The sequence below is a fragment of the Streptomyces sp. NPDC059037 genome (assembly GCF_042740015.1).
Taxonomy (GTDB): Bacteria; Actinomycetota; Actinomycetes; order Streptomycetales; family Streptomycetaceae; genus Streptomyces.
In genome coordinates, this window is record NZ_JBHYIG010000286.1 from 1 (window position 1) to 12,416 (window position 12,416).

General features: G+C 69.8%; 12 protein-coding genes. 6 read left to right on the forward strand and 6 right to left on the reverse strand.

What is annotated here, in order from left to right; all coding sequences use genetic code 11:
- The first annotated feature begins 251 nt into the window (after positions 1-251).
- Positions 252-1,970 (forward strand): Ig-like domain repeat protein, encoded by a 1,719-nt coding sequence (locus ACFWY6_RS37800; protein WP_384700306.1) that lies wholly within the window; start codon positions 252-254, stop codon positions 1,968-1,970.
- Between the two features lie 134 nt (positions 1,971-2,104).
- Here ACFWY6_RS37800 and ACFWY6_RS37805 read toward each other — a convergent pair whose 3' ends face one another.
- The gene (locus ACFWY6_RS37805; RefSeq protein ID WP_384700308.1) at positions 2,105-2,512 is read right to left on the reverse strand and encodes a hypothetical protein; all 408 of its coding nucleotides are present in this window, start codon (positions 2,510-2,512) and stop codon (positions 2,105-2,107) included.
- A 91-nt stretch (positions 2,513-2,603) separates the two neighbouring features.
- Positions 2,604-3,815, reverse strand: a complete 1,212-nt coding sequence (locus ACFWY6_RS37810; RefSeq protein WP_384700310.1) for a pyridoxal phosphate-dependent aminotransferase — start codon at positions 3,813-3,815, stop codon at positions 2,604-2,606.
- A gap of 227 nt (positions 3,816-4,042) precedes the next feature.
- On the opposite strand from ACFWY6_RS37810, the gene ACFWY6_RS37815 reads away from it, so the two are divergent.
- Positions 4,043-5,845 (forward strand): protein kinase, encoded by a 1,803-nt coding sequence (locus ACFWY6_RS37815; protein WP_384700312.1) that lies wholly within the window; start codon positions 4,043-4,045, stop codon positions 5,843-5,845.
- 133 nt (positions 5,846-5,978) lie between these two features.
- Positions 5,979-6,809, forward strand: a complete 831-nt coding sequence (locus tag ACFWY6_RS37820) for a trypsin-like serine peptidase (protein ID WP_384700314.1) — start codon at positions 5,979-5,981, stop codon at positions 6,807-6,809.
- Here the strand turns inward: ACFWY6_RS37820 and ACFWY6_RS37825 are convergent.
- From ACFWY6_RS37825 to ACFWY6_RS37835, 3 genes are all read right to left on the reverse strand, one after another.
- On the reverse strand, positions 6,802-7,464 hold the full coding sequence (locus ACFWY6_RS37825) for a hypothetical protein (RefSeq protein WP_384700316.1): 663 nt from the start codon (positions 7,462-7,464) through the stop codon (positions 6,802-6,804). The genes ACFWY6_RS37820 and ACFWY6_RS37825 overlap by 8 nt on opposite strands.
- A 184-nt stretch (positions 7,465-7,648) precedes the next feature.
- Positions 7,649-7,912 carry a DUF397 domain-containing protein gene (locus ACFWY6_RS37830; RefSeq protein ID WP_384700318.1) on the reverse strand — a complete coding sequence of 88 codons (264 nt, stop codon included), beginning with the start codon at positions 7,910-7,912 and terminating at the stop codon, positions 7,649-7,651.
- Positions 7,909-8,724 (reverse strand): helix-turn-helix domain-containing protein, encoded by an 816-nt coding sequence (locus ACFWY6_RS37835; RefSeq protein WP_384700320.1) that lies wholly within the window; start codon positions 8,722-8,724, stop codon positions 7,909-7,911. Before ACFWY6_RS37835 ends, ACFWY6_RS37830 begins: the two co-directional genes overlap by 4 nt.
- Before the next feature lie 95 nt (positions 8,725-8,819).
- Here ACFWY6_RS37835 and ACFWY6_RS37840 point away from each other — a divergent pair, with 95 nt between their 5' ends.
- From ACFWY6_RS37840 to ACFWY6_RS37850, 3 genes are all read left to right on the forward strand, one after another.
- Positions 8,820-9,236: an ATP-binding protein gene (locus tag ACFWY6_RS37840; RefSeq protein WP_384700322.1), complete on the forward strand. Its 417-nt coding sequence runs from the start codon at positions 8,820-8,822 to the stop codon at positions 9,234-9,236.
- Positions 9,237-9,293: 57 nt separating this feature from the next.
- Positions 9,294-9,602, forward strand: a complete 309-nt coding sequence (locus ACFWY6_RS37845) for a helix-turn-helix domain-containing protein (protein ID WP_384700324.1) — start codon at positions 9,294-9,296, stop codon at positions 9,600-9,602.
- Positions 9,603-9,743: 141 nt separating this feature from the next.
- Entirely contained in the window at positions 9,744-10,607 is an 864-nt protein-coding gene (locus tag ACFWY6_RS37850) for a trypsin-like peptidase domain-containing protein (protein ID WP_384700326.1), read from the forward strand.
- Between the two features lie 6 nt (positions 10,608-10,613).
- Here the strand turns inward: ACFWY6_RS37850 and ACFWY6_RS37855 are convergent, their stop codons facing one another.
- A complete protein-coding gene (locus ACFWY6_RS37855; RefSeq protein ID WP_384700328.1) occupies positions 10,614-12,212 on the reverse strand; it encodes an amidohydrolase family protein in 1,599 nt (532 codons plus the stop codon).
- Positions 12,213-12,416 lie beyond the last annotated feature (204 nt).

Sequence of the window (12,416 nt, forward strand, 5' to 3'; positions counted from 1 at the left end):
TTTTAGGGCGTGGGGGTGCGCCGCGTGGGCTGACCCCCCCCCCTTTTCGGGACGGCCCCCCCAAACGGGGGGGGGGGGCCCTTCCGCGTTCGCATCCCCGCCGCATATATGCGCAGACACATTTTGCATACGCAGCCTTCACATAGGCCCCACATGTTTCAATGTCCCCACAAGGCGGCCCGTCGATCGATACGGCCCGTCAAAAGAGCCTGTGGGGGGCCAAGTTGAAGAAATCTGAGCGACTGAGACGTATGACCGGCATCGCTCTGGCGGCGGTGCTCGGTTCGGCGGGGCTCGTCGCCGTCGAGGCACCCGCCGCGTACGCCGCCACTCCGTCGGACGAGGCGGCGAAGCTGCCCATCACGTCGTTCGGGGCGATGGTGGTCGACTCCGCGCACGAGCGCGTGTACGTCACCGACGGCCGCAAGGGCAGCGGCGCCAGCCAGGTCCACGTCTACAACTTCCAGGGCCAGAAGGTGGGTTCGCTCGCCACCGACCAGCCCGCGTCCGGCATGACGCTCAGCGCGGACAGCGCGACGCTGCACGTGTCGACGACCAACCGCATGCTGACGTTCGACACCGCGACGCAGACCAGGAGCGGCGCCACCTACGCGCCGTACGACGTCGCCTGCGGCCGGGAGATGGCCGTGGCGGGCGGAAAGGCGTGGTTCACGGAGACGCCGTACAGCGATTCGTACTGCGACGAGTCCGGCAGCAGCTCGACGCTGTACGGGGTCGGCAACGTGAGCAACCCCTCCGCGGTCAACACCGGCTGGAGCGCCGCCGGGCGGCTGCGTCTTGAGGCGGGGCCCGAGGCGCCCGACCGGCTCGTGATGGGGCAGGCGGCGGGGGAGGGGGCCAATCCGTTCCTCACCACGTTCGACGCGAGCGGCGACACCCTGGTGCGGGGCCCGTCGCGGCGCTTCGCGGACGCCGAAGGCAAGGGCGCGCTTGACCTGAAGGACATCGCGCAGAGCGCCGACGGCAAGCGGATCGCCGTCGCCGACGCCGCGTACGGCACCCGGCTGCTCGACGCGGGCGACCTGACGGACGCGTCGACCGGCTATCAGGCACTCCCGGAGGGCGCGAAGGCTTCGGCGGTGGCCTTCAGCGGCGACGGCAAGTACGTGGCGCGGGGTGCGGTCGCCGCGGGCAGCACGGCCGATCTCCTGATCCAGCCCGCCGACCCGGCGGACGGCACCGCGCCGCTCGAGTTCGCCTTCGAGGGGGCGCTCGACGGCTCGCGGATCGTGCCGCAGGGCCTTGGCTGGTCCAGGGACGGCTCGCGGCTCTTCGCGGTGGCGTCGGACGGCGGCGGCAACCACTGGCTGCACGTCATCCAGCCGCCCGCGGCGCAGTACGACTCACGCTTCACGGGCGCGCTCACCACCACGCCCGCGCAGGCCGTCGTGGGCGAACCGCTCGGTATCCGGGGCAAGTTGGAGCTTGACGGGCCCGCGCCCGCGGAGCCCGTGAAGGTCACCGCGGTCCGCAAGGACGCCGACGGCACGCAGGAGGTGGCGGCCGCCAAGGTCGCGGCCGACGGCAGCTTCACCGTCCTGGACGTGCCGGACCGGGTGGGTGAGTCGACGTACACGCTGCGGTTCCTCGGCGACGTCACGCACCGCCCGGCCGAGGACGTCACGCTCACGGTGGACGTGGCCAAGGCCCCGACGTCGATCGCGCTGACGGCGCCCGCCGAGGCGACCCGCGCGGGCGGCGTCGAGATCACCGGCAAGCTGACCGGGCAGGGGCGCGCGCTGCCGTCCGGGATCAGCCTGAAGGTGACCCGCACGGACCGCTTCGGCACGACGGGCGAGCTGACCTCGGCGCCGGTCGCCGCGGACGGCACGTTCCGCATCAAGGACCTGCCGAGCAAGCGCGGCAGGACGGTGTACGCGGTGAGCTACGAGGGCGACGCCCTGCACAGCGGATCAACGGCCCAGGCCACGGTCCGGGTGATCAGCTAGCCGCTGAGATGGCTCCCGGTCCGAACGCCTCGGGGCGTCCGGACCGGGGCCGTATACGGGCCCCGAAGGGGCGCGGGGAACTGCGCGACAAGCCACGAATCACCCGCAGACGCGCAGGCGGGGCAAGCGGCTGCTCAGTGGGCGCCAACCAGCCGTGCAGCACCCTCATGAGCATCCATACGCCGCGCAGCGAGAATCGCCGCGGCCGTATCGGCACGAGACGCGGCCACCACCAGCGCACGCCCCGCGAGCGCATGGGCCCGCTGATGCAGCGCGGCAAGGTGCGGCTCATGGATCGCGCTCACCACAGCGGAGCGAACGGGCGCAAGCCCCCGCAGCCGGGTGACCTCACGGGTCAACTCATCGGCAGCGGCGTCCAGTTCGGCCGAGGGCGCGACCCCGCGCAGCTCGTCCGTGACGGCGAGGAGCGCCGCCAGGTGCCCCGCGAGCTGGATGTCCAGCTCCTCCTCGCGGGAGCGGTGCGGGAAATCGCCGGGGTCGGCCATGGCGTGGACCGACTTGGTGCGGATCGGCTCGTACATGGGATGGCCTCCAGGCGGGTAGCTTGAAGCCCATCCTAGCTTAGATTCTGTCTAAAGTTGAGTCGGGTCGCCTCTCGGCGGTCCTGCCCGGCTACGGCTGGCTGTAGCCGTCCAAGAAGTTCCCGATCCGGGTCATCGCCTCGGTCAGATCCGTTGCCGTAGGCAGCGTGACGATGCGGAAGTGATCGGGCTCCGGCCAGTTGAAGCCGGTGCCGTGGACGACCATGATCTTCTCCTCCCGGAGCAGGTCGAGGACCATCTGGCGGTCGTCCTTGATCTTGAAGACCTTCGGGTCGAGCCGCGGGAAGAGATAGAGCGACCCCTTCGGCTTCACACAGCTCACGCCCGGGATCTGCGTCAGCAGGTCGTACGCGGCGTCGCGCTGCTCCAGGAGCCGCCCGCCCGGCAGGACGAGATCGTCGATCGTCTGCCGCCCGCTCAGCGCCGCGACCACGCCGTGCTGGCCCGGCATGTTCGCGCACAGGCGCATATTGGCGAGGATCGTCAGACCCTCGATGTACGAGGAGGCGTGCGCCTTCGGGCCCGAGATCGCCATCCAGCCCACGCGGTAGCCGGCCACGCGGTACGCCTTCGACATGCCGTTGAAGGTGAGCGTGAGCAGGTCGGGGGCGATGGCGGCGGTCGGGGTGTGTGTCGCGCCGTCGTAGAGGATCTTGTCGTAGATCTCGTCCGAGCAGACCAGGAGGTTGTGGCGGCGCGCGATGTCGGTCAGGCCGCGCAGCATGTCCTCGCTGTATACGGCGCCCGTCGGATTGTTCGGGTTGATGATCACGATCGCCTTGGTGCGGTCGGTCACCTTGCGCTCGATGTCGGCGAGGTCCGGCATCCAGTCCGCCTGCTCGTCGCAGCGGTAGTGCACGGCCGTGCCGCCGGACAGGGAGACCGCCGCCGTCCACAGCGGATAGTCCGGCGACGGTACGAGGACCTCGTCGCCGTCGTCGAGCAGGCCCTGCATGGCCATGACGATCAGCTCGGAGACGCCGTTGCCGATGAAGACGTGCTCGACGTCGGTCTCGATGCCCAGGGTCTGGTTGTGCATGACGACCGCGCGGCGGGCCGCCAGGAGCCCCTTCGCGTCGCCGTAGCCGTGCGCCGAGCCCACATTGCGGAGGACGTCCTCCAGGATCTCGGGCGGGCACTCGAAACCGAAGGCGGCGGGGTTGCCGGTGTTGAGCTTGAGGATGCGGTGGCCTGCCGCCTCCAGCCGCATCGCCTCCTCGAGCACCGGGCCCCGGATCTCGTAACAGACGTTGGAGAGCTTCGTCGACTGGATGACCTGCATGTCCGCGAGCTTACGGCCGAGTGACGGGACCCGCTCCGTGTTTTAGGACACGTCGGGCGGCGAGGGTCGCCGCCGGGGCCCAGGACCTCCGGCGGGGCGGACGGGACGGGTCACGGCCGAACCTTTGGTGTGCGGCTCACGCGGTGTGCTCATACCTCTACTCTTGTCCCTTCCAGACTCCTTTCCAGGCAAGGGAGTTGACGACCGGTTACGGAACGGGGCGAGCGGTGACGGCGGGGGAATCGAACGGCGGAGAGCTGGTCGGGAAGGTGCTCGGAGGGCGGTACCGGGTCACCTCCACGATCGGACGCGGCGGCATGGGCGTGGTCGCCCGAGCGGTGGACCAGCTGCTCAACCGGGAGGTCGCGGTCAAGATCCTGCGGGCCTTCACCGACGCGTCCGCGGGCGATCTGGCCGATCTGCGGGTCCGGATGCAGCGGGAGGCGCAGGCCGCCGCCCGGATCCGGCACAGCGGTGTGGTCACCGTGCACGACGTGACCGAGCAGGACGGCCTGCCGGTCATCGTCATGGAGCTGGTCGACGGGCCCTCCCTCGACGACGTGCTCAGCGAGCGCGGCGCCCTTGAGCCGCACGAGGCCGCCGCGATCGGCGCCAAGCTGATGGACGCGCTGGACGCCGCGCACCAGGCCGGCGTACTGCACCGGGACGTCAAGCCCGGCAACGTCCTGCTCGAACGGGGCGGCCGCGTCGTCCTCACCGACTTCGGTATAGCCAGCATGGAGGCCGGCGACTTCGACAGCGGCGCCATCGACAAGCTGACCCGCAGCGGCCAGCTCGTCGGCTCGCTGGACTTCCTGCCGCCGGAGCGCGCGCAGGGCAGGGAGCCGGGCCCCGCGTCGGACATCTGGTCGCTCGGCATGACGCTGTACGCGGCGGTCGAGGGGACATCGCCCTTCCGTCGTACGTCGGTGTGGTCCACCCTCGCCGCGATCGTGACCGAGCCGCTGCCGGAGCCGCAGCGGGCGGGGGCGCTGACGCCGGTGCTGCGGGCGCTGATGGCGAAGGACCCGGAGAGCAGGCCCGCCGCGGCTCAGGCGCGGGAGATGCTGGAGCGGGTGGCGGCGGGGAGCACGGTGAGCTTCGGGCCACCGACGCCCGCTGCCGGCGGTGCGCCGGGTGCGGTTCAGCCGCCGCCCCCGGGAGCCGGTTTCGGCGCGCCCGCCGCACCGTTCCCGCAGCCGCCCCAGGCCGGCCACCCGGCACCCGGCGGACCCCCGGTCGGCCATCCGGCACCCGGCGGACCCCAGGCCGGCCATCCGGCACCCGGCGGCCTGGCGAGCACCCTTCCGCAGCCCGGCGGGCGCGCCGCGGGCCGGGCGCAGCGCCGGAGCCGGAGCAGGGCGGTCATCGCGGCGGTGGCGGCCGCCGTCGTACTCGCCGGAGGCGGCATCACGTACGTCCTGGTCGGCAAGGACGAGGGCGGAAAGACGGACGAGGCGCAGTCGGCGCCGAGCCGCCCCGGTGCGACCGAGGGCAGCGACGCGCCGAGCCGCGGCAGCATGGGCGGCGGAAAGCGGAAGCCGAGCTCTTCGTCGTCGGCGGACCCGAAGGGCAAGCCGTCCCGCTCGGCGTCGGAGCGGCCGGGCGAGAGCGGGAAGGACGGCGGGGACGGCGGGGACGGCGGGGACGGCAAGGACGACGACGCGGCGGGCTCGTCGTCGAGACCCACCGGTGACGCCGACGGCGGCGGCACCGACCCGCAGCCGCCCGCATCCCCCACCGCCAAGCCCAGCTCGGTGTCGAAGAGTTGCAGCGGCTGGAGCCACCGGAACCCGAATCCGGGATCGCACGCTTTGCTGGCCGGCAGATACCACCTCGTGACCGGCCCTTATCAGAGCTGCTCCTCCGTCACCCCGGTCGAGAGCGGGACGCAGCTCAACTTCCACTGCTCGGTCGTCAACGCCTATGGCCACGGCTGGACTTACGTCCAGGTGTATGGCACGAGCACATCGGGCTGGATGTCGAACGACAACTTCACCGGCCAAGTGGGCTCTGCGCCCCGCTGCTGAAAAGTGTTCTGTCAGCGGTGAGTTGTGTCCGTTTGTGGTCTTGTCCTCGCGGCCGGGGACCCCAACAATGCGCATGACAAAGCCGAAGCAACTTCGGCCACATGGTCATCAGTCATCAGAGGGGACCCCCCACATGAACAAGCCTCTCGTCGGTGCGTGCTTCGCCGTGCTCTTCCTCGGAGCAACGGCGGCGCCCGCGGCGGCTGTCAGCAGCGAACGCCCCGCCAAGCCCAAGGCGGTCGACTTCGCGGGGACGGTGGCGCTGAGCAACTGTTCCGGCTCCGTCGTGCGCGTACCCGACTCGAAGCCGGAAGACCCCGCGCTCATCCTGTCCAACGGCCACTGCCTGGAGAGCGGCTTCCCGGCGCCCGGTGAGGTCGTCGTCGACCAGCCGTCGTCGCGCAGTTTCACCCTCCTGAAGGCGAACGGCAGCGATGCCGGGACCGTCAAGGCGAGCAAGGTCGCGTACGGCACGATGACCGACACGGACGTCTCGCTGTACGAACTGACCAGCACCTACAGCGACATCGAGAGCAAGTACGGCATCAAGGCGCTGGAGCTGAACGCGGCGCGTCCGGAGCAGGGGCGGAAGATCACCGTCGCGTCCGGCTACTGGAAGAAGCTGTACAAGTGCAGCGTCGACGGTTTCGCCTACCGTCTGAAGGAGGGGAACTGGACCTGGAAGGACTCGGTCCGCTACACCCCTGAGTGCCAGACGATCGGCGGGACCTCGGGCTCGCCGGTGATCGACGACGAGACCGGCAAGGTCGTCGCCGTCAACAACACCGGCAACGAGGACGGCCAGGAGTGCACGGACAACAACCCGTGCGAGGTCGACGAGAACGGCAAGGTCACGGTCCGCAAGGGCATCAACTACGCCCAGCAGACCTACACCATCGTGCCGTGCGTGGCCCCCGGCAACAAGATCGACCTGAGCCGCGAGGGCTGCGAACTGCCTAAGTAGTGCCTAAGTAGTAAGGCTTTTGAGCGCTGCCACCCGACGGCGTACCTCGTGGGGTGGCAGCGCGGTGGCGGCGGCAGCCTTTGCAGAGCCCGTCGGGCAGCTTCTCCGGCAGGCCCGGCACGCCGCATCCCGTGCACTCCACGAGGATCTGTCGCCGGGCGGCGACATGCGGCGGCAGCTTGTCGCGCAGCCTGCGGCGGACGAACGCCCCGGGGGAGTGGACCTGTTCCGGCAGTCCGGCGGTGAGGGCGCGCAGCATCCGCTCCGGGGTGGCCCCGCGCGCCAGCCACTGCGCGGCGAGCTCTTCGAGGGCGGCGCACTCGGCCGCCGAGAGCGTCAGCCGGTTGTCGGCAGCCCCGAGCCGGGCGAGCGTGTCGTACGCCTCCGAGCGCGCTTCCCGCGCTGTCGGCTCGGCCGCCGGTACGTCGCCGCTGAGGAACCGCGTCCACCAGTCGGCGTCGCGGGCCGTGCGGCTGAAGTACGTGCGGAACACCCACTGGGTCAGCTTGTCCCCGAGCGGTACGCGCACACGCCGGTAGTGACCGGCTTCGGTGAGGGCGTTGAGCGCCGTCTGCACGGCCTGCTGGCCGTAGCCGGGCTTGGCCATGGGGTGCGCGGGGTTGGGCAGGGCAGAGCTAAGCTCTTCGATAGCCACGAGATCTCCTGAGAGGATCTTGTCGGTCAGACCCCGGTTTGGTGTTCCAGCACCGGCCGGGGTCGTTCGTTATGCGAACGCTAGAGCTTCGCAACGGCGTGTGGCAAGCCGGTCACGAAAAGTCATCTCCCTTGGCAAGCAGGGCACTTGGGAGGGAGGGTGGGTTGAACCCACCGCCCATTCCTCAGAAAAGGCGCTCGGATCCCGCGTCCCGGAGCTCGGCCGTGAACTGGGCCCATGCGGCGGCCGGGACGGCGAAGGTGGGGCTTGCTTCGCCGAGTTTTGAGTCGCGGATGTGGATGGTGTGGGGGCAGGCGGCTATCTCTACGCAGTTTCCCCCCTCGTCGTCGCTATAGCTGGACTTGTGCCATTCCAGGGCTACTTCGATGCAGTTGCTGCCCTCGCTGTCGCTGTAGCTGGACTTGAACCAGGTGAGCTGGTTGCTCATAGCTCCTCCATCATCTTCCTGATGAATTTCGCTGACTCCTCAACGCTGAGAGCGTGCATGCGGATCATGCCATGGGTCTGAGTCAGGCCGCTGACCTTGGCGGGGTCGGCGTACAGGGCGCTTGTCTTCTGCCCTTCGGCAAAGGCCATCTGCTCGTGGTCGGTGCTTTCCAGTAGCACCAGAGACCCGCTGAGCGCGAGCCCGCTGCACCGCCCCATCGGCAGCACCTGAACCGAAACGTTCCGCAACTCACCAGCCTCCAGCATGTGTTGAAGCTGGCGCAGCATCGGCTCCCGGCCGCCAACCATGGTCCGCAGTGCAGCCTCGTACACCACGAAGCCGAAGACCACGGACGGCCGCGCCCGCAGCGCCTCTTGCCTGCGCAGCCGCGCGTTCACCCGCTCCTCGACGGTCTCGTCGTCCAGCGGCGGGCAGCTCTCGCTGATCAGGGACCGCGCGTACTCCTCCGTCTGCAACAGGCCCGGGATCAGTAGCGGCTCGTACGAATGGATGGCGATGGCCTCGGCCTCCGCCTGCATGAACTCCTGCGACCGCGCCGGAAACGGCTCCGGTTTCAGATAGTCCTGCGCCGCCAGCAACAGCCCATGCGCATCGCACATTTCGTCGGCGATCTGGAGCAGCCGAAGCGTCGGCTTGCGTCGGCCGTTCTCCATCGATTTGACGTACTCGTAGTGGTAGCCGGTCTCTTTGCACAGCTCTTCGCGGGTGGTTCCCGCCTGCTCCCGCCACCGCTTGACCTGATTGCCGCAGTAGCGCCAGGCCATCGGAGGATTGGAGTTCACCTCGGTCATCGCGCCCGCCCCTCTGGTGCACGGCAGGTACGGCTACGGACTGTACCCGCGTCGATACTCCAGAAGGCTATGCCCGGCCCGGCAGCGTATGAGGCATGGAACGCACAACTTCCCCTCTCCCGAGGGAGTTTGAGTGGCGGCTGCCCCGCAGTCCGCGCAGTGTCGGCCGGTCGCGCTCGCTGCTCGCCGAGCAGGCGCGGGCCTGGAAGGTCCCGGACGACGTGGCGGACACGGCCGTACTGCTGCTCAGTGAGCTGATGACCAACGCCGTACGGCACGGGCGGGTGCCGGTGGGGCGGGAGGTCGGGGTGCGGTGCGTGCTTGGCTGGGGTGTCCTGCGCGTGGAGGTGGCGGACGCGTGTGACGTGCTGCCGCGCGCGAGGGAGGCGGGCCCGGACGACGAGTCGGGGCGGGGTCTGGCGCTGGTGGAGCTGCTGGCCGACGCGTGGGGAGCGGACCCCCGGCCGCACGGGATCGGCAAGACGGTGTGGTTCGAGCTCGCGCTGCCGTGACGGCTTCGAGAGCGAGCATCATGGACCGGTGACCGCGACGTATGAGAGGAAGGCGTGATGGTCGGGCAGCACAGCCGCTGGACTCCGTCGGGCGTCGAGACACAAGACCCGGAGCGCATTGCCATTCGTGAGGCGCTGGCTTTCGGTAAGGCTCTCTACGACCGCCGCACCGAGCTCGGGTTGAGCTCGACGCAGCTCGTCGAGCGCACCGGTATGGAGCAGGACGACATCGAGTGCATCGAAGAGGGCGGGACCGCCCCGACGCTGGAGTTGCTCAGGCTGCTTGCGGCCGCCCTCGACTCGGACGTGCGCCTCACTCCTGGTCACGACCTCGGGTCGCTCTGGTTCGAAGCGCACGCGGCCTAGCAGCGGCTCGCGGCGGAGCTTGCGCAGCTCCCGCGCAGGCGGCGAAATGCAAGGGTTCTCGCCCCTTGTCCGTGCGTGAGGGACCCCCGAAGAATGCCCATGACAACAACACAGGGCACAGCTACAAGGGGGGCTCCACACATGAAGAAGGCTCTCGCGGGCGGATTACTCGCCCTCACCCTCGTAGGGTTCGGCTCCGTACCCGCGATCGCGGCTCCGGACGGCGCCTCGGCGGAGCAAGAGACCGGGCAGGCCGCGAAGGGTGTCGACTTCGCCGGGACCGTCGCGCTCAGCAACTGTTCCGGCTCGGTCGTCCGCATGCCGCAGTCCCAGGCGGACGACCCCGCGCTCGTCCTCTCCAACGGCCACTGTCTGGAGACCGGATTCCCGGCCGCCGGCGAGGTCATCGTCGACCAGCCGTCCACCCGGACCTTCAAGCTCCTGGACGCGAAGGGCGCCGAGAAGGCGACCCTCAAGGCGAGCAAGATCTCGTACGCGACGATGACGGACACCGACATCTCGCTGTACCAACTCACCACCAGCTACGGCGAGATCCAGAAGAAGTACGGCATCAAGGCGCTGGAGATCGAGGACGACCACCCGGTGAAGGGGCGGGACATCACCGTCGTCTCCGGCTACTGGAAGCAGACGTACACCTGCAAGATCGACGGGTTCGTCTACCGGCTCAAGGAAGGCGAGTGGACCTGGAAGGACTCGGTCCGCTACACCCCCGAGTGCCAGACGATCGGCGGCACTTCGGGCTCGCCCGTGATCGACCACAAGACCGGCAAGGTCACCGCGGTCAACAACACGGGCAACGAGGAGGGCGAGCGCTGCACCCTCGACAACCCCTGCGAGGTCGACCGGAAGGGCAATGTGACCGTCCGCAAGGGCATCAACTACGCCCAGCAGACGTACGGGATCGTGCCGTGCGTGACCCACGACAGCAAGATCGACCTGAACCGTCCGCGCTGCAAGCTGCCGCGGCCGGCTGCCGGTCGCTGACGCCGGTCAGGGCGTGCGGCGTACGGACCGTCCCGCGAGGACGTCCGTGCGCCGCCCGTCCCGCATCACGAATTTGCCGTCGATCAGGACGTGCGGGATACCGGTGGGAAGGGTGCGGGGAGCGTCGAAGGTGGACCCCGCCGCGACCGTCTCCGGGTCGAAGAGGACCAGGTCGGCGCGGTAGCCCTCGCGGACGACGCCCCGGTCGGGCAGGCGGAGGCGTGCGGCCGGGCGCGAGGTGAGGTGGGCGACCGTCTCCTCCAGGGACAGCACGCCCAACTCCCGTGCGTAGCGCCCGAGATACTGCGGGAAGGTGCCGTAGGCGCGCGGGTGCGGCTTGAAGCCCTGGAGGATGCCGTCGCTGCCGCCGGTGTGCACCCGGTGGCGCATGATCGCCTGGACGTTCTCCTCGTGGCCCACGTGCTGGAGGATCGTCGAGCCCAGCTTGTCGTTGACGAGGAGGCGGCGAGCGGTGACCCAGGGGGCCTCGCCGCGCTGGGCGGCGGACTCGGCGATGGTCTTGCCCACGCAGGAGGCGAGGCCGGGGTCGCTGACGCCGGAGATCTCGATGGTGTCCCACTCGATGGGTACGCCGTGACAGCCGTCGGCGCCGATGACCTCCATGTGGTGGCGGATCTTCTCGGCGGTCTCGTCGTCCTGGAGCCGGGCGAGGATGGAGTCAGGGCCGCCCTCGCTGGCCCAACTGGGCAGCATCGCCACGAGAGTTGTGCAGCCGGGGGTGTAGGGATAGGTGTCGAGCGTGATGTCGGCGCCGGCGGCGAGTGCCTCGTCGAGGAGCGCGAGCAGGTCCGGTGCCTTGCCCTTGTTCACGCCGAAGTTCATGGTGGCGTGGGCCAGGTGAAGGGGGCAGTGCGCGGTGCGCGTGAGGTTCACCATCTCCTCGTACGCCTGGAGGGCGCCGGCGCCGTAGCTGCGGTGATGCGGGCAGTAGTAGCCGTTGAACTGGGCGACCACCTTGCAGAGTTCGGTCAGCTCGGAGTCGTCGGCGTACATGCCGGGGGTGTAGGTCAGGCCCGACGACATGCCGACGGCGCCTTCCTGCATCCCTTCCGCCACGAGCTGCTTCATCCGCTCGATCTCGGCGGGGGTGGCGGGGCGGTCGTCCCAACCGAGGGCGTACATGCGGACGGTGCCCTGCGGGATGAGGTACGCGGCGTTCACCGCGATGCCCTGCCGGTCCAGGCGGTCCAGGTACTCGCCGACCGTGCGCCAGTCGAAGTCGATGTCGCTGCCGTCGCCGTTCCAGCCGGTGATGGCCTGGCGGACCTGGGCGAGGGTGCGGTCGTCGACCGGGGCGTAGCTCAGCCCGTCCTGGCCGATGACCTCCAGGGTGACGCCCTGCGCGGCCTTCGCGGTGTGCTCGGGGTCGCGGAGGAGGGCGAGGTCGCTGTGCGCGTGCATGTCGATGAAGCCGGGCGCTAGCGCTAGGCCTTGGGCGTCGATGGTCTCGGCCCCCGAGGGGCGGGGGCCTTCTCCCTCTCTCCGGATCTCGGTGATCCTGCCCTCGTGTACGCCGACGTCGGCGCGGAAGGAGGCACATCCGGTGCCGTCGATGACGCGGGCGTCCCGGATCACCAGGTCCATGAGGTTGCCTCTCTCTTCGCTTGGCTGCGAGCGGTGTGTGGTGCACCCGGCCTCCGGCCGGGTTGTGTCTCCCACCCGCACCACCCGTGCGGGTCGTTCTGCGGGTGCGGGTGGCCCCTGTGGGGGTTGCGCATCATCGGCGGCTCCCCGCCGGCGGGGGCCCGCGCCCCCCGCCGGCGTCACCCCCCCCCCCCCCCCCACACA

What these genes read in the sequence shown, in the direction of transcription:
- ACFWY6_RS37840 (WP_384700322.1), top strand. Translation starts at nt 8,820, where the DNA reads ATGGAACGCACAACTTCCCCTCTCCCGAGGGAGTTTGAGTGGCGGCTG.
- ACFWY6_RS37810 (WP_384700310.1), bottom strand. Translation starts at nt 3,815, where the DNA reads ATGCAGGTCATCCAGTCGACGAAGCTCTCCAACGTCTGTTACGAGATC.
- ACFWY6_RS37830 (WP_384700318.1), bottom strand. Translation starts at nt 7,912, where the DNA reads ATGAGCAACCAGCTCACCTGGTTCAAGTCCAGCTACAGCGACAGCGAG.
- ACFWY6_RS37850 (WP_384700326.1), top strand. Translation starts at nt 9,744, where the DNA reads ATGAAGAAGGCTCTCGCGGGCGGATTACTCGCCCTCACCCTCGTAGGG.
- ACFWY6_RS37820 (WP_384700314.1), top strand. Translation starts at nt 5,979, where the DNA reads ATGAACAAGCCTCTCGTCGGTGCGTGCTTCGCCGTGCTCTTCCTCGGA.
- ACFWY6_RS37800 (WP_384700306.1), top strand. Translation starts at nt 252, where the DNA reads ATGACCGGCATCGCTCTGGCGGCGGTGCTCGGTTCGGCGGGGCTCGTC.
- ACFWY6_RS37835 (WP_384700320.1), bottom strand. Translation starts at nt 8,724, where the DNA reads ATGACCGAGGTGAACTCCAATCCTCCGATGGCCTGGCGCTACTGCGGC.
- ACFWY6_RS37805 (WP_384700308.1), bottom strand. Translation starts at nt 2,512, where the DNA reads ATGTACGAGCCGATCCGCACCAAGTCGGTCCACGCCATGGCCGACCCC.
- ACFWY6_RS37855 (WP_384700328.1), bottom strand. Translation starts at nt 12,212, where the DNA reads ATGGACCTGGTGATCCGGGACGCCCGCGTCATCGACGGCACCGGATGT.
- ACFWY6_RS37845 (WP_384700324.1), top strand. Translation starts at nt 9,294, where the DNA reads ATGGTCGGGCAGCACAGCCGCTGGACTCCGTCGGGCGTCGAGACACAA.